This is a genomic window from Rothia halotolerans (genome assembly GCF_004136635.1).
Classification (GTDB): Bacteria; Actinomycetota; Actinomycetes; order Actinomycetales; family Micrococcaceae; genus Rothia; species Rothia halotolerans.
This window is the reverse complement of record NZ_NOIU01000002.1, coordinates 258,108-279,290: the sequence shown is the minus strand read 5'-3', so window position 1 is coordinate 279,290 and position 21,183 is coordinate 258,108. Positions and strand designations below refer to the sequence as shown.

Below are 21,183 nucleotides of genomic sequence, written 5' to 3'. Positions count from 1 at the left end.
GGGCAGGGGCGGCCGGCTCCTGCCGGTCGATGAGGGGCCGGTCGGGTCCCTCCGGGTCAGGAGAGGAGGTCGGCTTTGCGGATCAGCCCGTGCACGCCGGTGGTCCGGTCCACGACCTGGGAGAGGGAGAAGTCCGCGGCGGCGGAGAGGTAGGCGTAGGCGACGCCGCGCTCGATCCCGCGGTCGTGCTCCAGGAAGTCCAGGGCGTTGACCACGGCCCGGCGCATCGCGACGTTCACGTCGGTGTTCTGCTCGGGTCCCGCCGCGCCGTCGGGATCGGAGAGGCCGGTGGGGATCCAGTGCTCCTCGGTCTCCCCGAAAGGGTAGGAGTGGGCGACGGAGGGCGCCTCTCCGGAGCCCGGCTTGCACACGGTCAGTCGGAAGGTCCCGCGCAGCGAGCCCTCGACGGCGGTCAGCGCGACCTCGCCGTCACCCATGGCCATGTGGGGGTCCCCGACGTAGAACAGCGCCCCTTCGGCGCTGACGGGCAGGTAGAGGGCGGAGCCGACGCCGAGGTGCCTGATGTCGATGTTCCCGCCACCCAGGGTCGGCGGGATGGAGTTCGCGGTCGGGTCCGTGAGCCCCGGCGCGTCGGCGACGGCGACGCCCATCATCCCGAAGAAGGGCCGGAGCGGGAAGGAGAGGCGGGCCTGCCCGCTGCGCATGACGCCGCGGTCCCCCTCGATCGCGGTGAAGACGGAGAGGTTCCCGTACTCCAGCGGGTCGCCGGTCCCCCGGCCGTCCAGGGCCGTCGGCGGCATGACCTCATCCTCCCCGACCCCCGCCGGCGGCGTGCCGTCGGGCCGCAGGCCGAGCGCGCCCTTGCCGTGGCGGGAGGAGACGACGCCGTAGGGGACCCGCGGCCGGGCATCCAGCGTCTCGACCTTGAGCACGTCGCCGGGTTCGGCGCCCTCCACGGCGATCGGCCCGGTCACCACGTGCGGGCCGTCCAGGTCGAAGTCGCGCAGAGTGCGGACGTACCCGGCGGCGATGGCGGCGGCGTCGGAGAGCACCTGCTCCGGTCCGACGCCGTGCCCCGCGAAGAAGGCGTGCGGGTCCCTGCCCTGGTCCTCCATGATGCCCTCGTGGGAGACGGCATCGATGGTGACGGTCTCCCCCGAGCGGACGGTCGTCACGGGACGGGCGTGGACGGTGGGCACGTACCCCCACAGCACGTCGTCGACCTCGCTGGTCAGGTAGTGCTGACCGAGGATCTCGCCGGAGTGCGGCTGCAGGACGGCGCCGCCCCACCCGGCCGATCCCGCGCCGGCCGGCGCCACGGCGGGGCCGGGCGCCGAGGCGAGGGCGCTCCCGCCGCAGGCGGTCAGCGCCCCGGCCGCGCCGGCCCCCGCCGCGGCCCGGAGGAACCCGCGGCGCCCCAGGCCCCGGATCAGGGATTCGGCGGCCTGGGCCCCGAGGGATCGGTCATCTGTCAGCTGCGGCATGGACGGGCCTTCCGGACGGTGCGGGTGATGCACCCATCACACCGTCCGGCCGTCTCGCGGCTGATTCAGGGGAGTAACCGCGGGGTTAATTCATCCGCGGCGCGGAAACCCCGGCGTCACATCTCCAGCTCGGAGAGCGCCTCGTAGGCGTCGGTCGCCGTGCTCACGTGCTCCTGGCCGTCCTGACCGCTCGCACGCAGCACGTCGTGGGCCAGGATCGAGACCAGGGTCATCGGGGCGGCGTAGTCGTCGAAGGCGCCGGGCGAGTCGATCGGGCACTCCAGGAACGTCCCCGCCCGGGCCCCCGCCGCGCGGGCCGAGGGGTCCCCGATCAGGGCCACCCGCAGCCCGTGCTCGACGCAGAAGTCGAGGTAGCGCTCGAACCGGGCCGGGCGGCGTCGGAAGCCGACGAAGAGCACCACGGCCTCGGGCCCCAGGAAGGGCAGCCGGTCGCCGAGGGTCTGCCCCGGCAGCGGCAGCAGCTCCACGCCGTTCCGGGTCTGGGACAGCTGGTTCCGCAGGTGCATGGCCACGGGATAGCTGTTGCGGAAGCCGATGAGGTGCACGCTCGGCGCGGCGGCGAGCGCCTCGACCAGGGCCGCGTACTCAGGGGTCGCCAGGGTGCGGTTCAGGGAGCGCAGGTGCTCCTGCGCGGCCGCGATGCCCGCCTGCCCGTCCGTGCCCTCGCTGTAGACGGGCACCCCGCGGCCCCGCAGGCTGCGCGCCCGGTTCCTGACCTCGGCGAAGGAGGCGAAGCCCAGCCGGCGGTACAGGCGGGAGACCGTGGGACGGGAGACCCCGGCGAGCTCCGCGATCTCGGCGGAGCTGTAGATCGCGAAGTCGTCGAGGCGGTCGAGGATCACGTCCGCGGCGCGGCGCTCCTGCGGCCCGAGCCTGTCGTAGTTCTCGCGGATGCTCGAGTCGATGGAGTTCTCTTGCATGGGGTCTCCTCGCGGGGACGACGCCGGCCGGGCCCGGCCGGCGTCGCCGGGGTGTCTAGGCGGCGTTGCGGGCGATCCGCCGGATGGCGGTCTCCAGGGCGTCCAGGGCGCGGTCGACGTCGTCGTGGCGCACCGACTCCCCCGGGTTGTGGCTGATGCCGTCGAGGCAGCGGGTGAAGAGCATGGCCATCGGGGCCACCTCGGCGATGGCCATCGCGTCGTGCCCGGCCTTGGAGTAGAGGCTCATCGGCTCCTCGTCCCCGGTCGCGACGATGCCCTCCCGGACGGCCTCCATCAGCTCCGGGTCGCACAGCGCGCCCGGGGCCCGGTGGTGCTCGTGGACCGTCACCTGCAGATCTCGGTCCAGGCAGATGCTCTGCAGCTCGGCGATCATCTCGTCATAGGCGGCGTCGCGGTCCTCGTCGGTGGCGGCGCGCAGGTCGATGGTGAACTCGACCCGGCCCGGGACCACGTTGATGGCGCCGTCGACGACGGTGAGCTCGCCGACCGTGACGATCACGCCGCGCTCCTGCCCGATCCTGTCGATCGCGATGACCGCGTGGCTCGAGCCGATCAGCGCGTCCCGACGGCGGCCGTAGGGGGTGCCGCCGGCGTGCCCGGCCTCGCCGATCACGGTCACGGTCAGCCGGCGGGCGCCGGCGATCGAGGTGACCAGCCCCAGGGCCTTGTCGGCGTCCTGGAGGTAGGGCCCCTGCTCGATGTGCGCCTCGAGGTAGCCGACGGTCTGCTCGGGGTCGATCGCGGCATCGTAGACCCGGTCCGGGTCGAGGCCGAACTCCTCCATCGCCTCGCGCAGGGTGACCCCCCGGGCGTCCTTCAGCTCGAACCAGTCCGGGTCCCAGGTGCCCGCCATCGCGCGGGAGCCGAGCAGGGTCGCGCCGAAGCGCACGCCCTCCTCGTCCCCGAAGGCCAGGACCTCGAGGGCGAACGGGAGGGGCTCGCCGGCCTGGGCGCGCTCGGCGAAGCGGGAGGCCACCTCGATCGCCGCGGTGACGCCGAGGATCCCGTCGTACTTGCCGGCGTCGGGGACCGTGTCCAGGTGGGAGCCGAGGTAGAGCACCGGGGCGTCGGGGGTCGCGCCGGGGAGGCGGCCCCGCAGGGTGCCCGCCTCGTCCACGCGGGTCTGCAGGCCGGCGGACCGCATCCACTGGGCCGCCAGGCGGTTGTGGGCCTTGTGCTGCGAGGTCAGGTACGTGCGCTCGATGCCGTGCTCCATGGCGGAGATCAGCGCCACCTCGTCGCAGCGGGCCATGACCCGGCGGGCGCCGCCCTGGCCCGGCTCGGCGCCGGGGGGAACGGCGTCGACGGCGGTCTTCCGGCGGCGGGCGCCTGCGGTCTCGGAGTTCGCGGGGGTCTGTGTCATGCGGAGAGGTGTCCTTCTCGAAGGGGGATGGTGTCCGGGGCGCGCGGCGTCAGCGCAGCCCGGCGTCCGAGTAGATCTCGAGGGCGGCTCCCACGCCGCCGCCGGCGACCACGCCCTGACCGGCCAGGCGCAGCTGCGACTCGATGGCCGAGAGCGTGGTGAGCACGGCGTCGGGACGGGCGTTGTAGCCCATGGTCCCCACGCGCCACACCTTGCCGTGCAGCGGGCCGAAGGAGGTGCCGATCTCGATGCCGAAGTTCTCCAGCAGGCCGTTGCGCACGGCGTCGCCGTCGAGGCCCTCGGGGATCCGGACGGCGACGACGTTGTTCATCCGGTGCTCCTGGTCGCCGAAGCGCTCCAGGCCCAGGCCGTCCAGGCCCGCGGCCATCGCGGCGCCGTTGACGCGGTGCCGCTCGACCGTCTCCGCGACGCCCTCCTCGCCGATCAGCCGGGCGCACTCGCGGGCGGCGTAGAGCATCGAGGTGGCCTCGGTGTGGTGGTTCAGGCGCTGCGGGCCCCAGTAGTCGAGGATCATGCCGAGGTCGAAGTAGTTGGAGGCGATGCGCTCGCCGCGGGCGGTCTCTCCCTCGGCGGCGATGCCGGCCTCGACGTGCTTGCGGGAGCGGATGACCTCGACCGCCCGCTCGGAGAGCGTGATCGGCGAGGAGCCGGAGGGGCCGGCGAGGCACTTCTGCAGGCCGGCGGTGGCGGCGTCGATCTGCCACTGGTCGGCGAGGAAGGTGTTGCCGCCGATGGAGGCGGTGACGTCGACGTAGAGCAGGGCGCCGTGGCGGCGGCACAGCTCGCCGATGCCCTCCAGCGGCTGGTTCATGGTGGTCGAGGTGTCCCCCTGGACCATGGCGACGACGTCGGGGCGGTGCTCCTCGAGCGCGGCCTCGATCTCCTCGGGGGTGAAGACCTCGCCCCACGGGCGGTGGATGGTGACGACGTCGGCCCCCACCCTCTCCCCGATCTCCTGCAGCAGCAGCCCGAAGCGCCCGAAGACGGGGACGAGGACCTTCTGCCCGGGGACCACCAGGGAGACCAGCGCGGCCTCGATGCCGGCGCGCGAGGTGCCGTCCACCAGCATGGTCGCCTCGTTGCGGGTCTGGAAGACCTCGCGGTAGAGGCCCATCGTCTCGTTCATGTACGCGGTCATCGCGGGGTCGTACTGGCCCACCAGGGCGGCGGACATCGCGCGGGTGACGCGCGGGTCGGCGTTGATGGGGCCGGGGCCCATGAGCAGGCGGGTGGGCGGGTTGATCTGAGCGGCAGCGGTCATGGCTGGCACCTTTCGGTCGGGACACGGGGATCGCGAGGGGCTCTCGGCGTCGCGCGCGGGAGATAGGTGGTGGGCGTCTCCGGCGGCGGTCGATCCGCGTGATGGGACTTCCCTCAGCCTAACGAGGCCACGCTTCACGGATATTACCCGAATGTAACACCCATGTTTCAGAGCCCCGAGCGTGATGAAACTATCATTTCACCCCGTTCCCGGCCGGTCCTTCCGGGCTAGCCGTACGCCTCCGCCTCGCGCTGCGACAGGACGGGGCCCCACCAGGAGGTGCCCTGGAAGTGCTCGATGGTCCGGGCCTCGGGCAGGCACACGTTGGTCATCTCCCCGATCCCCTCGATCCGCGTGGTCACCCGATGCCCCTCCTTGAGCCAGAACCGGCGCGGGCGCTTGGACATGCCCACCCCGGCGGGGGTCCCGCACGCGATGACGTCGCCGGGCTCCAGGGTCATGAAGCGGCTGATGTAGGAGACCAGCTGGGCGGGGGTGAAGATCATGTCCGCGGTGCTGCCGGACTGCATGACCTCGCCGTCCACCAGGCACTCGATCCGCAGGCCCGCGACCGGGTCGACCTCGTCCCGGGAGACCACCCAGGGGCCGAAGGGCGTGGTGTGGTCCCAGTTCTTGCCCTGGAACCACTCGCTGGTGCGGCCCTGCCAGTCCCGCACCGAGACGTCGTTGAGCAGGGTGTAGCCGGCGATCGCCCGCAGTGCCTCGTCCTCGTCCGCCCGGCGGACGTGCTGGCCGATCACCACGCACAGCTCCGCCTCGTAGTCGATCTTCGAGGACTCCTCCGGCAGGGCGATCGGGTCCTCCGGCCCCACCAGGGCGTTGCGGAACTTGGTGAAGACGCTGGGGTACTCGGGGATCTCCGCGCCCACCTCGGCGGCGTGGTCGTGGTAGTTCAGGCCGACGCAGAGGATCTTGCCGGGCTTCACGGGCATCACGTCCGTGATGGAGCGGGGGTGCTCGGGCGCCTCGACGCCGGCCGCGGAGTAGCACCGGGCCTGCTCCGCGGCGTCGCCGGCGGTGAACAGCTCGCCGTCCACGACGCTGGCGGCGCCCACCTCACGCAGGTAGTGGCGTCTGCCCTCGACCTCGACCCAGGTGTAGATCCCGGTGTGCTGCTCGAGAAGGCTCTCGACGAAGGCGCGTCCTAGCTTCATGGTCTCCCCAGCCTCGATGGTGAATCTCCGACCAGCGTACAGGCTGAGCACGCTCCGGGAGCCCGTATGTCGGCGCCTGACGCGCCCGGCGCCCCGGCGTGCCCCGCCCCTCCCGAGGCGCATCTCGCCCCCGGCGGACCCGGGGCGGACAGAGGCCCCCGCCGCGCCGACCGAGGGATCGACGCCGCGGGGGCCTCTGACGAGGGGAGAGAGGTTAGCTCTTCATGTACTCCTCGTGCTCGCCGCGCGCCTGGCCGAGCACGCCGCGGAAGTGCGACTCGGATTCGATGAGCTCGTCGCGGTGCTTCTGGGAGACCTTCGGCAGCTTCTCCTCGTAGGAGCGCAGCTTCGCGGCGAGCTTGGCGCGCTCCTCCTCGCTCGCGTCGTCGGGCAGCTCGAGGTAGTCCACCGCCGCCTTCTCGGAGCCCTGGATGACGCGCAGCGCGCGGCCCTTGGGGCTGTAGAGCGAGGCGATGACGGTCACGAACAGGACCCCGATGATGACGCTCAGGGACAGCTCGATGCCGACCTCGTACACCGGGACGGGGTTGCCCTCGTTGATGAAGGGCAGGTTGTTCTCGTGCAGCGCGTGCAGGATCAGCTTGACGCCGATGAAGGCCAAGATGATCGCCAGGCCCCAGGAGAGGTAGATGAGGCGGTCCAGCAGGCCGTCGATGAGGAAGTACAGCTGGCGCAGGCCCATCAGCGAGAACGCCGTGGCCGTGAAGACGATGTACACCTCCTGCGTCAGGCCGAAGATCGCGGGGATCGAGTCCAGCGCGAAGAGGATGTCGGTGCCGCCGATGGCCACCATGACCAGCAGCATCGGGGTCAGGGCCCGCTTGCCGTTCTGGATGGTGAACAGCTTGTCGCCGTCGTAGTGGTCGGTGGTGTGCAGGAACCTCTTGGCCAGCCGCACCATGATGTTGTTGCCCTCGTCGGACTCCGAGCCAGAGGTGACCTCGCCCTTGATGAGCTTCCCGGCGGTGTACACCAGGAACAGGCCGAAGAGGTAGAACAGGGCGGCCCAGCGGTTGATGGCGGCCGCGCCGACGAAGATGAACACCGTGCGGGCGATCAGCGCGAAGACGATGCCGAAGAGCAGGACCTTCTGCTGGTCCGCGCGCGGCACCTTGAAGGAGGCCATGATGATGAGGAAGACGAAGAGGTTGTCGACAGACAGCGCCTTCTCCGTGATGTAGCCGCCGTAGTACTCCGCGGCGTAGGTGGTGCCGTCGAAGCCGAGGATCACCAGGCCGAACAGCAGCGCGATGCCGACGTAGGCCGCCGACCAGATCGCGGCTTCCTTCAGCGTCGGCTCGTGGGCCTTGCGCACGTGGAAGAAGAAGTCGTAGGCCAGCAGCGCCAGGATCACGACGAGGGTGATGACCCATTGGATCGTGGGGATCTCCAAGGGAGCCTCCTGTGGATTAGGTGGTTGTGGGGAACTCAAACCTCACAAGTCTCTCCCGCCGCGCACGCGCTCGGCGATACGCAGACCCGCGTCCGGACCGGCATCGGCGCCGATCGTGCTGACGTCCACAGGTTTGAGGGGATACTCCCTTGCTCAAGGGACAAGGATACAGGCAAAGGTACCCCGCCGCACGCAAGATCCTCGGCGGGCGTGCGGCGGTGTCGGGGATTCGTGGATAAAATTAGGGGAGCTAAGCGGATCTCCCGCGTTCCACGAAAGGACCCACCATGAAAACTCCCGCCGCCCGCTTCCGCAGCTTCCTCTACAAGGCCGTCGCCTGCGCGCTCGTCGCCTTCTTCACCTGGGCGATGCCCACCGACAACCCCAACCTCGTCCACATCGTGATGGGCTTCTTCCTGGGCCTGGCCGGGCTCCTGGTGCTCGCCGGGATCTACTCGGCCGTCGTCGCGCCGCGGACCGGCAGCGAGGTCGAGCTCAGCAGCGGTCACTGAGCCTGGCTAAGCGCCGGGGCGCGGGCCCGGGGTCTCCGTAGAATCGGGCGCACCTGCCCGATCCGTCGAAAGGACCGCGATGTCCACGCCCCTCTCCCGCGCCAAAGGCTTTCTGTGGGGTGCCTTCTCCCTGCTCGTCCTCGCCTTCTGGCTCTGGACGATCCCCACCACCGCCGACTTCCTCGTGCACTTCACCAAGGGGCTGCTGCTCTTCGGCGCCCTGATGCTGGTGGTCATGGGGATCCACGCGGCCCGGGTGCCGTCCCAGGACGAGCGGCAGGAGCTGGAGCTCCACCGCGGCCAGGCAGGCTGAGTGCGACGACGAAGGGCGGGTGGCGTCCCATGGGACGCCACCCGCCCTTCGTCGTCTCCGGCGAGATCCCCCGCCCAAAGGAGACCCACCCTCCTAGAGGAGGACCGCCTCAGGCGTGGCCGGCCTCCTGCATCTGCCGCAGCTCCTTCTTCAGATCCGAGACCTCGTCGCGCAGGCGCGCGGCCAGCTCGAACTGCAGCTCCTTCGCGGCGTTGCGCATCTGCTCGGTCATCTGCTCGATCAGCTGCAGCAGGTCCTCGGCCGGCGCCGCCGCCAGCCCGTCCTCCCTGATCTTGGCCGCCGCGGCCAGGGCAGGGTTCTCCTCGTCCGCCGCGGCGGCCGCCTTCTTCCCCTTCCCCTTGACCGGGGCGGTGTGGTTGTTCGCCGCCGAGCGCAGGGCCAGGAGCTCCTTGGTGTCCTCCTCCTCGCGGGCGAGCGTGTCGGTGATGTCGGCGATCTTCTTGCGCAGCGGGGTCGGGTCGATCCCGTGCTCGGTGTTGTAGGCGACCTGGATCTCGCGACGCCGGTTGGTCTCCTCGATCGCGGTGCGCATCGAGTCCGTGACCTTGTCGGCGTACATGTGCACCTGGCCCGAGACGTTGCGGGCCGCGCGGCCGATGGTCTGGATGAGCGACGTCGTCGAGCGCAGGAAGCCCTCCTTGTCCGCGTCGAGGATCGCCACCAGGGAGACCTCCGGCAGGTCCAGGCCCTCGCGCAGCAGGTTGATGCCGACCAGGACGTCGAACTCCCCCAGCCGCAGCGAGCGCAGCAGCTCGACCCGCTTGAGGGTGTCCACGTCCGAGTGGAGGTACTGCACTTTGACCCCGTGCTCCACGAGGTAGTCGGTGAGGTCCTCGGCCATGCGCTTGGTCAGCGTGGTGACCAGGACGCGCTCATTGCGGGCGGCACGCTCGTTGATCTCGTAGAGCAGGTCGTCGATCTGCCCCTTGGTCGGCTTGACCACGATCTCCGGGTCCACCAGCCCCGTGGGGCGGATGATCTGCTCGACGTAGCCGTCGGCCTGGGAGAGCTCGTACTTGCCCGGCGTCGCCGAGAGGTAGACGGTCTGGCCGATGCGCCCGAGGAACTCGTCCCACTTCAGGGGCCGGTTGTCCATCGCCGAGGGCAGCCGGAAGCCGTGCTCGACCAGGGTGCGCTTGCGGGACATGTCGCCCTCGTACATGCCGCCGATCTGCGGCACGGTCACGTGCGACTCGTCGATGATGAGCATGAAGTCGTCCGGGAAGTAGTCCAGCAGGCAGTGCGGGGCGGATCCCGCCTCGCGCCCGTCGATGTGGCGGGAGTAGTTCTCGATGCCGTTGCAGAAGCCCATCTGCTCCATCATCTCGAGGTCGTAGGTGGTGCGCATGCGCAGCCGCTGCGCCTCGACCAGCTTGTTCTGCCCCTCGAACTCGCTCAGCCGCTCCCCCAGCTCCTGCTGGATCGAGTCCACGGCCTTGGCCATCCGCTCCGCGCCCGCGACGTAGTGGGAGGCGGGGAAGACGTACATCTCCTCCTCCTCGCGGATCACCTCGCCGCTGAGCGGGTGCAGGGTGTGGATCGCCTCGATCTCGTCGCCGAAGAACTCGATGCGGATCGCGTTCTCCTCGTACATCGGGATGATCTCCACGGTGTCGCCGCGCACCCGGAAGGTCCCGCGGTGGAAGTCGACGTCGTTGCGCGCGTACTGCATGTTGACGAACTGGCGCAGCAGCTCGTCCCGGTCGACCTCCTCGCCCCGGCGCAGGGTCACCATCTGGGCGACGTACTCCTCGGGCGTGCCGAGGCCGTAGATGCAGGAGACGGTGGAGACCACGACGACGTCGCGCCGGGTCAGCAGCGCGTTGGTCGCCGAGTGCCGCAGCCGCTCGACCTCCTCGTTGACCGAGGAGTCCTTCTCGATAAAGGTGTCCGTCTGCGGGACGTACGCCTCCGGCTGGTAGTAGTCGTAGTAGGAGACGAAGTATTCGACGGCGTTGTTCGGCAGCAGCTCGCGCAGCTCGTTGGCCAGCTGGGCCGCCAGGGTCTTGTTCTGGACCATCACCAGCGTCGGGCGCTGGACCGATTCCACCAGCCACGCGGCGGTCGCCGACTTGCCGGTGCCCGTGGCGCCGAGCAGGACGATGTCCTTCTCCCCCGCCTCGACCCGCTCGGTCAGCTCGGCGATGGCCTGGGGCTGGTCGCCCGCCGGCTCGAACTCGGAGACCACCTCAAAGGGCGCGACGACGCGGTTGATTTCCTGTGCCAGACTCATGGTCCCAGCCTACGCCGCCGGCCCCGCTCGCAGGCGGCGCTTCGTCTGACAGCTGACCAGGGCGCGGAGTCGCGGGCCCTACCGGTCCGCGGCGGGGCCCTCCGGCTTTCCGGAGGCGCCCTGCGCGCCCGTTCCGGCCTGCTCGCTCGCCTCGACGGCGCCGGCCCGGCCGGGCCCGTCCCCGGCCCCGGCTGCGTCCTCCTCCGCACCGTCCCGCGGCTTCGCCTGCCGCGTCTGGGTGGTCCGGGGGATGCGTGTCTCGTACTCGGGACCGGTCTCCTCGTCGAACTCGGGGCGCATGCCGTACTCCTGCACCGAGTCCCAGTCGTCGGTGGCACGACGCCGGTACTCCTCCACCGGGAGCACCTGCTTCCACTGCCTCGTCTTCATCGGCGGCAGCTCGCCGGCGTCCTCCCTGAGGGCCCGCAAGACCATCCAGACCTGGAGGTAGGCGAGGATGAAGATCGGGAAGCCGATGACGATGATGATGTTCTGCAGGGCGGTCAGCCCGTTCTCCCCCGCCACCAGCAGCACCGACGCGCAGATCAGGCCGATGGAGATGGCCCAGAAGACGCGCTGGCGCTTGGGCGAGTCGCCCTCGTGGCCGTTGGCGATGGAGTCCATCACCAGGGCCCCGGAGTCGATGGTCGTGACGAAGAAGATCAGGATGAGCAGCAGCACCGCCACGGCGGTCACCGGCAGCCACGGGTAGTTCCCCAGGAAGTGGAACAGCGCGCCGGGGATGTCGCCTTCGTCCACGACCCGCTCCACGAGGCCGCCGGAGCCGTTGAGCTCGATGTCGAAGGAGCTCATCCCGAAGACGCCGACCCACACCATGGTGAACAGCGTCGGCAGGCCGAGCACCCCGATGACGAACTGGCGGATGGTGCGGCCCTGCGAGATCTTGGCGATGAACAGGCCCACGAAGGGGGCCCAGCAGATGTCCCAGGCCCAGTAGAAGACCGTCCACTGGCCCAGCCACGAGCTGTCGCCGAAGGTGTGGTTGAACAGCGCCATCTGCGGCAGCCGTGCGACGAAGTGCCCGATGGACTCGATGGTCCCCTGCAGCACGAACATGGAGGTGCCCGCCATGAGCACGAAGATCATGAACGCCACGGCCATCACGATGTTGATGTTGGACAGCCGCTTGATGCCCTTGTCCATGCCCGAGAGGAGGGAGACCAGGCCCATCGCCGTGATCACGGCGATGATGATCGCCTGCAGGGGCCCGGTGTAGGGGACCCCGTACTGATGCGCCAGCCCCGAGTTGAGCTGCAGCGCCCCGAGCCCCACCGAGACGGCGAGCCCGAAGACCGAGCCCACGAGCGTCAGGATGTCGATCGCCTTGCCGACGGGCCCGTGGATCCCGTCCCCGAGCAGGGGCTGGAAGGCCGAGGAGACCCGCGGCGGCAGCTTGCGCTTGTACGTGAAGTACCCGAAGCACAGGGCCGGCACCGCGAGGATGGCCCACATGAACAAGCCCAGATGAAGGTCCGTGGTCGCGATCGCGTCCATCGCGGCCTCCGGGGTCCCGGGCTCGACGCCGGGCCGCGGCGGCACCGCGAAGTGGTTGATCGGCTCCGCGATGCCCCAGAACATCAGCAGCGAGCCGACGCCGGCCGCGAACATCATGCCGAACCACGCGGGCCCGGAATAGGCGGGCCGGGAGTCGTCGGGTCCCAGCTTGACCCTGCCGAAGCGGCTCGCGGCCATGTACAGCAGGAAGAGGAAGAAGCCCGTCGCCCCCAGGATGTAGAACCAGCCGAGGTAGGTCATGAGGAAGTCGGACGCGTGCCCGAAGATGCCGAGCATGGGACCCGGCAGGGCCATCGTCAGGACGGAGAACAGGACGATGAAGAGGGCCGAGTAGAAGAAGATGGCCGGGGTGGTGCGCAGTCCCAGCGCATCGTGGAGCTTGTTCAGCACGTACGGTTCCTGACGGTGGGATCGAAGGTTCCTGCCCCCGCGCGATGCCACCACCGGGGAGAACGCCGCGCCTCAGGAGGGCGGGCCGCCACTAAGGATAAGCCTGCGGATGATCAGATGGTCAATTTCCCGTCTCCTCGGCCCGCGCCCTGAGCTCCGTCCAGAGACGGTCCACGGCGGCCGCGGTCTCCTCCGGGCTCCCGGAGTTGTCGATCACCCACGTCGCGATCTCTCGCCGGCGGGCATCGCTCGCCTGGGCCGCGATCCGGGCGCGCACGTCCTCCTCGGACATCCCCCGAGCCTCCACGAGCCGCTGGACGCGGGTGCGCTCCTCGGCCTCGACCACCACGACGCCGTCGAAGCGGTCGGCCTGCTCCGACTCGGCCAGCAGCGGGATGTCCTCCACGACCACGCCCATGAAGCCCTCGCCCTCGGGGGCCTCCTCCCACTGCCGCGCGGCCTCCTCCCGCACGGCCGGGTGGACGATCGCGTTGAGGACCTGCCGGGCCTCGTCGTCGCCGAACACCAGGCGGGCGAGGGCGGCGCGGTCCAGCTCCCCCTCCGGGGTCAGCACCTCGGGCCCGAATTCGTCGGCGACCTCGGCCAGCACCACGGAGCCCGGCGCCATCAGGTCGCGGGAGATCCTGTCCGCGTCGATCACCACCGCGCCGCGCTCGGCCAGCAGCCTGGCCACGGTCGACTTCCCCGCCCCGATGCCTCCCGTGAGGCCGATGTGCAGCACGGCCGCCCCTTTCTCCTCCGACGCCGTTGGGTTCCGCTCCCAGCCTAGCCCCACACCGGGCCTCCGGCACGGGCGGGCGTCTAGCATGGGACGGTGACCGCCTCCGAAGCGCCCGACGCCGCCCAGACCCGCGCCCGCAGCTACACCGTGCTCGCCGCCCCCGGGCGGGCCGAGAGCATCCTGGAGGTCAGGCGCAGCGAGTTCCTCGGCTACGCCGCCCGCGTGGAGACCGAGGCCCAGGCGAGGGAGCACATCGAGGCGGTCAGGAAGGCCCACCGGGACGCCCGGCACGTGTGCACCGCCTTCGTCCTCGGGGCCGACCGCGAGGTCCAGCGCTCCTCCGACGACGGCGAGCCGGCCGGCACCGCGGGCATCCCCATGCTCCAGGCGCTGCTGGCCCACCGCGCCCCCGGGGACGACGCCGGGGAAGAGCCGGAGCGGGCCGACCTCTCGGACGTGTGCGTCGCCGTCGTGCGCTACTTCGGCGGGATCAAGCTGGGCGCCGGCGGCCTGGTGCGGGCCTACACGGAGGCGGTGGTCTCCACGCTCGACGCCGCCCCGCTGGCGCGTCGCTCACGCCTGCGCCGGGGCGCCCTCGCGCTCCCCCACGCCGAGGCCGGCCGGCTGGAGAACGAGCTGCGCGCTGAGGGGTACACGGTGCTGGGCGCCGACTACGGAGCCGAGGGCGCGGTCCTGCGGCTGGCCGTGGAGGACCGGGGCGAGACGCTGGAGCGGGCCGAGCTGCGCATCGCCTCGCTGACCTCGGGGCAGCGGGAGCTGGAGTGGGGCGGCACCGACTGGATCGACCTCCCCCTCGGCTGATCGGCCTCTCCCCGGGGAGCGCTCCGGCACCCGGCCTCGCGCCGCAGCGCCACGGCGCCGCGCGCACGCGAAAAGGGCCCTTCCTCTCCGATCACGGATCGGAGAGGAAGGGCCCTTCAGCTCGGCTCACGACCCTCGCGGACGAGGGTCACGGGCTTTAGTTGTTGCCGGTGAGCTTCTCGCGCAGGGCGGCCAGGGCCTCGTCGGAGGCCAGGGTGCCCGCATCGTCGGCCGGAGCCTCGGAGGAGTAGCTGGCCGGAGCCGGCGAGGAGGCGGAAGAGGAGGAGCTGCTGCTGCTGGTCGCTGCGGAGGCAGCGGCGTCGGCGTCCTCGGACAGGGCCTTGCGGACCTGCTCCTTGTGGGCCTCCCAGCGAGCCTGGGCGTTGGCGTACTCCTGCTCCCACGCGGCGCGCTGCGCCTCGTAGCCCTCGAGCCACTCGTTGGACTCGGGGTCGAAGCCCTCGGGGTACTTGTAGTTGCCCTGCTCGTCGTAGTCCGCGGCCATGCCGTACATGGCCGGGTCGAACTCGGTGCCATCGGGGTCGACGCCCTCGTTGGCCTGCTTGAGCGACAGCGAGATGCGGCGGCGGTCCAGGTCGATGTCGATGACCTTGACGAACAGCTCCTCGCCGACGGACACGACCTGCTCGGCCAGGTCCACGTGGCGCACGGCCAGCTCGGAGATGTGGACCAGGCCCTCGATGCCGTCCTCGACGCGAACGAACGCACCGAAGGGAACGAGCTTGGTGACCTTGCCCGGAACGACCTGGCCCAGCGCGTGAGTGCGGGCGAAGGTCTGCCAGGGGTCCTCCTGGGTGGCCTTGAGCGACAGGGAGACGCGCTCGCGATCCATGTCGACCTCGAGCACCTCGACGGTGACCTCCTGGCCGACCTCGACGACCTCGGAGGGGTGGTCGATGTGCTTCCAGGACAGCTCGGAGACGTGCACGAGGCCGTCCACGCCGCCCAGGTCCACGAAGGCGCCGAAGTTGACGATCGAGGAGACGACGCCGGTGCGGACCTGCCCCTTCTCCAGCTTGTGGAGGAAGTTGGAGCGGACCTCGGACTGGGTCTGCTCGAGCCACGCGCGGCGGGACAGGACCACGTTGTTGCGGTTCTTGTCCAGCTCGATGATCTTGGCCTCGATCTGCTGGCCGATGTAGGGGGCCAGGTCGCGCACGCGGCGCATCTCGACCAGGGAGGCCGGCAGGAAGCCGCGGAGCCCGATGTCCAGGATGAGGCCGCCCTTGACGACCTCGATGACGGTGCCCTCGACGACGCCGTCGTCTTCCTTGATCTTCTCGATGTCGCCCCAGGCGCGCTCGTACTGAGCCCGCTTCTTGGAGAGGATCAGGCGGCCTTCCTTGTCCTCCTTGGTCAGGACGAGAGCCTCAACCTCATCACCAACGGCAACAACTTCACCGGGGTCGACGTCGTGCTTGATGGAGAGTTCGCGGGACGGGATGACGCCTTCGGTCTTGTACCCGATGTCCAGCAGAACTTCGTCGCGGTCGACCTTGACAACTTCGCCAGAGACAAGATCGCCGTCGTTGAAGTACTTGATGGTCTCGTCAACGGCCTTGAGGAAGTCCTCTTCGGTTCCGATGTCGTTGATCGCGACCTGCGGGGTGTTGGTGGTCATGTAGTAGGGGCTCCGATGTGGATAGATGACGTACTGGGCCGTCCGACCCGGCCGGGGGCGAACCCGGCCGCTTCACGGCCGGTACGGACGTTTATTGGATTCTCGCGCGCACAGGGCGCACCCCATCAGTCTACGGATTCCGCCAAGTCGGGTCAACGGATGCCGGACACGCCGCCGCGGCACGACGGCGCCCCGCGCAGGGGACGCGAGCGGGACCCGGGCCGGCTCAGAACATGAAGTCGCAGTAGGGCTCCCGGCCGACGGCGAAGAGCCGCGCCGCCAGCCCCGCACCCCGCCCGCCGACCGCGCCGAACCTGGCCTGCGTCGCACATCCCCGGAAGACGGCGGTGGCCAGCAGATCCGCGGAGAGCCGGGCCCGCGGGACGCCGGGGGCCCAGGCGGCGTCGTCCTGCGCCTCGACCGCGCCCTCCCCCGGGCCCGGGTTCGACGGCGCCGGCCTCACCGCGGCCCGCCCGCCGGAGACCTCCAGCTCGTAGGCGCCGGTGATCAGGCCGGCCGGGTCGTCGACCAGCAGGGCCAGCCGGCCGTCCGCCGGGTACTCCCGCGACTCGAGCACGCGCGGGACGTCCAGGATCCGGGTCCACAGCCGGTCCTCGTCGCGCAGGAGCGTCACCGCGCGGGGGTCGGTGAGCAGGTCGGCGAGCTCCCGCCCCGGTGCGTCCTCGAACTCGATCCGGTCCACCAGGTCCAGGGAGAGCAGGTGCTCCCAGAGCCCAATGCGGGCGCGGTCGGTCCCCGCCTGGAAGTCCTTGACCTCCATGACCGAGGGCCCCTCCTCGCCGCCCGGGCGCCGCTGGATCGCGGCGTAGCCCTCCGGCCCCTCGGGCCCGAGGTAGAGGTAGCCGAGCCGCGTCCGGACGGGATCCAGCGAGTTCCCCTCCGGGTCGACGGCGCCCAGGCGGCCCTCGGAGACGGAGCGGGTCCTGAGCGGCTGGCCGGCCCGGCCCCGGGCGAGGGCCTCGGCCAGCTCGGCCGCGTAGGGCATCAGGTCCGCGGCGGGGAGCTCGTGGACGGAGGCCTCCGGGCAGCGGGCCGCGGCGCTCACCGCCGGGAGGATCCGCGGGCGGCGGGTCAGGTCGAGCCGGTGGGTCGCCACGCGGGAGCTGACCCCGAAGCCGAAGCGGCCGTAGATGGTCGCCTCGGAGGCCGTCAGCGCCGCGAGTGCGTGGCCCCGCTCCTGCGCCTCGGCCAGCTCGGGTCCCATCATGGCCCGCAGCAACCCGCGGCGCCGGTGGGTGGGGGCGACGCCGACGGCCGTGACCATCCAGGTCGGGACGGGCCGCGTCCCGACCTGGAGGGTCGAGGGGTAGCAGCCGATCGTCGCGACCGGGAGCTCCTCCCCCGCCGCGTGGGGCAGCGCGGAGGCCTCGGCGAAGCCGCGCAGCACCAGGCCGTTCTCCTGGTCCGCCCGGGCGTGCCAGTCGATGGTCTCCGGCGTGCCGGGGTCCAGATAGAACGCGGCGTGGATCCGCCGGTGCGCCCGCACGTACTCCGGGCGCGCCCGGTCTCCGTCCAGATGGTCGCGGTGCTCGAAGGGGATGAGGGCCATGGGGGTCTCCTGAGGGGACGGGGGCGTGGAGGGGCGGGAGGGCGCCGGGCTGCTCCGCCTGGGTGCGGAGGGACGGGCCGCCGGATCATCCCGCCTGGGTGCGGAAGGACGGCAGGGGGCAGGCTCATCCCGTCTGGGCGCGGGCGAACCTCCGGAGGGTGTGCAGCACGGCGGACTCCTTGTTGGAGCCGATGACGAAGTGCGCGGCGTCCTTGACCCGCTGGTAGCCGTTGGACACGCACATCGAGAACTCGGCGCGCTCGAACAGGGCGAGGTCGTTCAGGGTGTCGCCGAAGGCCAGCGTCCGCTCGGGCCCGACGCCGAGCCGCCCCTGCAGCCGCGCGAGGGTCTTGCCCTTGTCGATCCCGGGGGCGGTGACGTCCAGCCAGGACCGCTCCGAGTCGATGATGTAGGCGTGCTCACCGTGGGCGGGCTCCAGGGCCTCCTTGAGGGCGGTCGAGCGCCCGCCCGGGTCGTAGGCGGTGAGCTTGACGAACTCGCCGGGGACCTGCTCGTAGTCCTCCACCGTCCCGACGCTGCGGTAGGAGCGGCGGACGACGGCCCGGCGCTCCTCCGGCGTCGAGGAGTGGACGTAGGCGGTGTCCCCGGCGCACGCGATCAGCGTCGGGTCCGGGTCGAGGGCCCGCAGGTCCGCAAGGATGCTCAGCGCCCGGCCGCGCTCCAGGGCGCCCTCCCAGCGGACCTCGCCGGCGCGCTTGATCCGCGCCGCGGAGTCCCCGAGGATCCAGAGGTCCTCCCAGACGCCGTCGAACAGCTCCTCGACCCGCTCGCACTGCTTGCCCGTGCAGGCCGCGAACTCGATGCCCGCCTCATGCGCCTCGGCCAGCACCTCCCGGGCCAGGCCGCGGTCGAAGCCGCCCTCGCCGTCCAGGAACGTCCCGTCCATGTCGCTGACGGCCAGTCCGATCATGCTCTTCCTCTCCTCGGTGCCCCGCGGGGCGTCCTCGCGGCTAGTGGGCGGCGTCGTTCCAGGACCTGCCGTGGCCCACCTGGACCTCCAGCGGGACGGTCAGCTCGACGGCGCCGCTCATCTTCTCGACCAGGATCTCCTGGGCCCGCTCCAGCTCGCCGGGGGCGACCTCGAGGATGAGCTCGTCGTGGATCTGCAGCAGCAGGCGGGAGGCCAGGCCCTCGGACCGCAGCGCCTCGTCGACGCCCAGCATCGCCTTCTTGATGATGTCCGCCGCTGAGCCCTGGATGGGGGCGTTGAGGGCTGCCCGCTCGGCCATCTCGCGCAGCTGCCGGTTGTCGCTGTGCAGGTCCGGCAGGTAGCGGCGGCGGCCCAGCATGGTCTGGGTGTACCCGTCCTTGCGGGCCTGCTCCACGATCTCCCGCAGGTAGGTCCGCACGGCGCCGAAGCGCTTGAAGTAGTTGCCCATCAGCTGCCGCGCCTCGTCCACCGAGATGCGCAGCTGCTTGGACAGGCCGAAGGAGGACAGGCCGTAGGCCAGCCCGTAGCTCATCGCCTTGACCTTCGAGCGCATCTCCGAGGTCACGTCCTGCGGCTCGACGCCGAAGACCTGCGAGCCGACGAAGCGGTGCAGGTCCTCCCCGGACCGGTAGGCCTCGATGAGCCCCTCGTCCCCGGAGAGGTGGGCCATGATGCGCATCTCGATCTGCGAGTAGTCGGCCGTCAGCAGCGCCTCGAAGCGCGTGCCGCCGATCTCCCGGGGGTCCACAACGAAGACCCCGCGGATCCGGCGACCCTCCTCGGTGCGGATCGGGATGTTCTGCAGGTTCGGCTCGGTGGAGGAGAGCCGGCCGGTGGCGGCGATCGCCTGCTGGAAGGTCGTGTGGACCCGGCCGTCGTCGGAGGTGGCCTTGGCCAGGCCCTCCACGGTCTGCTTGAGCTTGGTGTAGTCGCGGTAGGTCATCAGGCCGGCGAGGAAGCGCTCCCCCGCCGACTCCGGCGCGGCGTTCTCCAGCAGGGTCTGCAGGGACTCGACGTCGGTCGAGTAGCCGGACTTGATCTTGCGGGTCTTGGGCATCCCCAGCTCGTCGAAGAGCACCACCTGCAGCTGCTTCGGGGAGCCGAGGTTCACCTCGTGCCCGGCGGCGTCCCACGCGGCCTGCTGGGCCTGGGCCGCGAGGCCGGCGTAGTACTCCGTCAGCTCGGCGATCTTCGCCGAGTCCACCGCGACGCCCAGCCGCTCCATGTCGCCGAGCACCCGGGCCAGGGGCAGCTCGAGGTTCTCGGAGAGCCCGGTCATCGAGCGCTCCTCCAGCAGGCCGTCCAGGGTGGCGCTGAGGGCCTCGGTGAGGGCTGCGAGCTGGGCCTCGTACTGCCGGTCCGGGCCGGCGGCGAAGAGGGTGCCCTCGGCGTCGTCGGAGCGCTCGGGCAGGGCGGTGCGCAGGAACTGGCCGACCAGGTCCTCGAAGACGTGGTCGCGGCGGCGCGGGAGCGGGATGAAGCCGCACAGGTAGGCCGAGAGCGCCGGGTCGTCCACGACGCCGGCCAGCTCGACGCCGTCCTCCGCGAAGGACTTGTGCGCCTCCTTGGCGCCGAAGACGATCTTGGTCGAGGAGGCGTCCTCCAGCCACTCGACCAGGGCCTCGCGGGCGCCGGCGTCGAGCTCTGCCCAGGGCAGCCAGGCCGCCCGCGGGCCGGAGGCGAGCGTCAGGCCCAGGATCTCGCGCTCGTGGGCGCGGCCGGTCTCCCCCTCGCCGTAGAACGGGCGGAGGGTCACGGCGGCGTTGGCGCGCACGGCGTCGTCGTCCCGCTCGGCGGCGGCCGGGGAGCTGGCGTGCGCCTCGCGGAGCCAGGCGCGGAGCTCCTCGGCGTCCTCCGGCGAGTCCACGCTCTCGATCGTCGAGGAGGACGCCGTGGGGGCCGCGGAGGCCTCTCCGAAGACGGCGAAGAGCCGGTCGCGCAGGGTGTTGAACTCGAGCGTGTCGAACAGCTCGTTGACGGCCTCGCGGTCGGGCCGCGGGTCCCGGGCAGCGGCGAAGTCCAGCGGGACCTCGACGTCGGTGACCAGTCGGTTCAGCCGCCGGTTGCGCCGCACGTCCTCGACGTGGGCCCGCAGCGCCTCGCCCTTCTTGCCGGTGATCTCCTCGGCGTGGGCGAGGATGCCCTCGAGGTCGCCGTACTTCGCAATCCACTTCGCCGCGAAGCCGGGACCGACGCCGGGCACCCCCGGCAGGTTGTCCGCCTTCTCGCCCGTCAGCGCGGCGAGGTCCGGGTAGAGGTGCGGGGGCACCGAGTACTTCTCCTCGATGGCCGCCGCGTCCAGCCGCGGCAGGTCCTTGGTGACGCCCTGCCGGGGGTAGAGCACCGAGACCTGGTCGTTGATCAGCTGGAATGCGTCCCGGTCCCCCGAGACGACGAGGACCTCCATGCCGCGTCCGGCGCCGGTGGTGGCCAGGGTGGCGATGATGTCGTCCGCCTCGAAGCCGTCCACGGTGACCGAGGGGATGTTCATGGTCTCCAGGACCTGCTCGATGAGGCCGACCTGACCCCTGAACTCCTCCGGCGTCTCGTCCCGGCCCGCCTTGTACTCGGCGTACTCCTCGCTGCGGAAGGTGGGGGTCGAGAGGTCGAAGGCCACCACCACGTGGGTGGGCTCCTGGTTCTTGATGAGGTTGATCAGCATGGCCGTGAAGCCGTAGACGGCGTTGGTGCACTGGCCGGTGGAGGTGGAGAAGTTCTCGGCGGGCAGGGCGAAGAACGCGCGGAAGGCCATGGAGTGCCCGTCGATGAGCATCAGGCGCTCGGGGCGGGCGGCGGTCGTGGAAGCTGG

At 71.0% G+C, this 21,183-nt stretch carries 16 protein-coding genes; 3 read left to right on the top strand and 13 right to left on the bottom strand.

The annotated features are described in order from the left end of the window. Window positions 1–56 precede the first annotated feature (56 nt). From EWV39_RS06220 to EWV39_RS06195, 6 genes are all read right to left on the bottom strand, one after another. Window positions 57–1,445 carry an acetamidase/formamidase family protein gene (locus EWV39_RS06220; protein ID WP_129657841.1) on the bottom strand — a complete coding sequence of 463 codons (1,389 nt, stop codon included), beginning with the start codon at window positions 1,443–1,445 and terminating at the stop codon, window positions 57–59. Between the two features lie 116 nt (window positions 1,446–1,561). After that, window positions 1,562–2,386: a MurR/RpiR family transcriptional regulator gene (locus EWV39_RS06215; RefSeq protein WP_129657839.1), complete on the bottom strand. Its 825-nt coding sequence runs from the start codon at window positions 2,384–2,386 to the stop codon at window positions 1,562–1,564. Between the two features lie 55 nt (window positions 2,387–2,441). Next, complete coding sequence (locus EWV39_RS06210) at window positions 2,442–3,770, bottom strand: allantoate amidohydrolase (protein ID WP_129657837.1); 1,329 nt, start codon at window positions 3,768–3,770, stop codon at window positions 2,442–2,444. Window positions 3,771–3,819: 49 nt separating this feature from the next. After that, window positions 3,820–5,052 (bottom strand): pyridoxal-phosphate-dependent aminotransferase family protein, encoded by a 1,233-nt coding sequence (locus EWV39_RS06205; protein ID WP_165313181.1) that lies wholly within the window; start codon window positions 5,050–5,052, stop codon window positions 3,820–3,822. A 227-nt stretch (window positions 5,053–5,279) separates the two neighbouring features. Continuing rightward, window positions 5,280–6,227 carry a fumarylacetoacetate hydrolase family protein gene (locus tag EWV39_RS06200; RefSeq protein ID WP_129657835.1) on the bottom strand — a complete coding sequence of 316 codons (948 nt, stop codon included), beginning with the start codon at window positions 6,225–6,227 and terminating at the stop codon, window positions 5,280–5,282. Between the two features lie 214 nt (window positions 6,228–6,441). Next, window positions 6,442–7,641 (bottom strand): TerC family protein, encoded by a 1,200-nt coding sequence (locus EWV39_RS06195; RefSeq protein WP_129657833.1) that lies wholly within the window; start codon window positions 7,639–7,641, stop codon window positions 6,442–6,444. Window positions 7,642–7,928: 287 nt separating this feature from the next. Here EWV39_RS06195 and EWV39_RS06190 point away from each other — a divergent pair, with 287 nt between their 5' ends. Together EWV39_RS06190 and EWV39_RS06185 are read left to right on the top strand one after the other, a co-directional pair. After that, window positions 7,929–8,153 (top strand): hypothetical protein, encoded by a 225-nt coding sequence (locus tag EWV39_RS06190; RefSeq protein ID WP_129657831.1) that lies wholly within the window; start codon window positions 7,929–7,931, stop codon window positions 8,151–8,153. 79 nt (window positions 8,154–8,232) lie between these two features. Next, window positions 8,233–8,466, top strand: a complete 234-nt coding sequence (locus tag EWV39_RS06185; RefSeq protein WP_129657829.1) for a hypothetical protein — start codon at window positions 8,233–8,235, stop codon at window positions 8,464–8,466. A 109-nt stretch (window positions 8,467–8,575) separates the two neighbouring features. Here EWV39_RS06185 and uvrB read toward each other — a convergent pair whose 3' ends face one another. The 3 genes from uvrB to coaE form a co-directional block, all read right to left on the bottom strand. Continuing rightward, window positions 8,576–10,720 (bottom strand): excinuclease ABC subunit UvrB, encoded by a 2,145-nt coding sequence (gene uvrB / locus EWV39_RS06180; protein WP_129657827.1) that lies wholly within the window; start codon window positions 10,718–10,720, stop codon window positions 8,576–8,578. Between the two features lie 78 nt (window positions 10,721–10,798). Continuing rightward, entirely contained in the window at window positions 10,799–12,646 is a 1,848-nt protein-coding gene (locus tag EWV39_RS06175) for a BCCT family transporter (protein WP_129657825.1), read from the bottom strand. Window positions 12,647–12,767: 121 nt separating this feature from the next. Next, window positions 12,768–13,388, bottom strand: a complete 621-nt coding sequence (gene coaE, locus EWV39_RS06170; protein ID WP_129657823.1) for a dephospho-CoA kinase — start codon at window positions 13,386–13,388, stop codon at window positions 12,768–12,770. A 93-nt stretch (window positions 13,389–13,481) separates the two neighbouring features. Between coaE and EWV39_RS06165 the strand changes: the two genes are divergently transcribed. Further along, on the top strand, window positions 13,482–14,210 hold the full coding sequence (locus tag EWV39_RS06165; RefSeq protein WP_129657821.1) for an IMPACT family protein: 729 nt from the start codon (window positions 13,482–13,484) through the stop codon (window positions 14,208–14,210). Between the two features lie 157 nt (window positions 14,211–14,367). Here the strand turns inward: EWV39_RS06165 and rpsA are convergent, their stop codons facing one another. From rpsA to polA, 4 genes are all read right to left on the bottom strand, one after another. After that, window positions 14,368–15,852 (bottom strand): 30S ribosomal protein S1, encoded by a 1,485-nt coding sequence (rpsA, locus tag EWV39_RS06160; RefSeq protein ID WP_129657819.1) that lies wholly within the window; start codon window positions 15,850–15,852, stop codon window positions 14,368–14,370. A 226-nt stretch (window positions 15,853–16,078) separates the two neighbouring features. Then, the gene (locus tag EWV39_RS06155) at window positions 16,079–17,422 is read right to left on the bottom strand and encodes a GNAT family N-acetyltransferase (RefSeq protein ID WP_129657817.1); all 1,344 of its coding nucleotides are present in this window, start codon (window positions 17,420–17,422) and stop codon (window positions 16,079–16,081) included. Between the two features lie 124 nt (window positions 17,423–17,546). Then, the gene (locus EWV39_RS06150; protein ID WP_129657814.1) at window positions 17,547–18,353 is read right to left on the bottom strand and encodes an HAD family hydrolase; all 807 of its coding nucleotides are present in this window, start codon (window positions 18,351–18,353) and stop codon (window positions 17,547–17,549) included. A 40-nt stretch (window positions 18,354–18,393) separates the two neighbouring features. Then, window positions 18,394–21,147, bottom strand: a complete 2,754-nt coding sequence (polA, locus tag EWV39_RS06145) for a DNA polymerase I (RefSeq protein ID WP_129659105.1) — start codon at window positions 21,145–21,147, stop codon at window positions 18,394–18,396. Between the last annotated feature and the right edge of the window lie 36 nt (window positions 21,148–21,183).

What these genes read in the sequence shown, in the direction of transcription:
- EWV39_RS06220 (WP_129657841.1), bottom strand. Translation starts at nt 1,445, where the DNA reads ATGCCGCAGCTGACAGATGACCGATCCCTCGGGGCCCAGGCCGCCGAA.
- EWV39_RS06215 (WP_129657839.1), bottom strand. Translation starts at nt 2,386, where the DNA reads ATGCAAGAGAACTCCATCGACTCGAGCATCCGCGAGAACTACGACAGG.
- EWV39_RS06210 (WP_129657837.1), bottom strand. Translation starts at nt 3,770, where the DNA reads ATGACACAGACCCCCGCGAACTCCGAGACCGCAGGCGCCCGCCGCCGG.
- EWV39_RS06205 (WP_165313181.1), bottom strand. Translation starts at nt 5,052, where the DNA reads ATGACCGCTGCCGCTCAGATCAACCCGCCCACCCGCCTGCTCATGGGC.
- EWV39_RS06200 (WP_129657835.1), bottom strand. Translation starts at nt 6,227, where the DNA reads ATGAAGCTAGGACGCGCCTTCGTCGAGAGCCTTCTCGAGCAGCACACC.
- EWV39_RS06190 (WP_129657831.1), top strand. Translation starts at nt 7,929, where the DNA reads ATGAAAACTCCCGCCGCCCGCTTCCGCAGCTTCCTCTACAAGGCCGTC.
- EWV39_RS06185 (WP_129657829.1), top strand. Translation starts at nt 8,233, where the DNA reads ATGTCCACGCCCCTCTCCCGCGCCAAAGGCTTTCTGTGGGGTGCCTTC.
- uvrB (WP_129657827.1), bottom strand. Translation starts at nt 10,720, where the DNA reads ATGAGTCTGGCACAGGAAATCAACCGCGTCGTCGCGCCCTTTGAGGTG.
- rpsA (WP_129657819.1), bottom strand. Translation starts at nt 15,852, where the DNA reads ATGACCACCAACACCCCGCAGGTCGCGATCAACGACATCGGAACCGAA.
- EWV39_RS06155 (WP_129657817.1), bottom strand. Translation starts at nt 17,422, where the DNA reads ATGGCCCTCATCCCCTTCGAGCACCGCGACCATCTGGACGGAGACCGG.
- EWV39_RS06150 (WP_129657814.1), bottom strand. Translation starts at nt 18,353, where the DNA reads ATGATCGGACTGGCCGTCAGCGACATGGACGGGACGTTCCTGGACGGC.
- polA (WP_129659105.1), bottom strand. Translation starts at nt 21,147, where the DNA reads ATGCTCATCGACGGGCACTCCATGGCCTTCCGCGCGTTCTTCGCCCTG.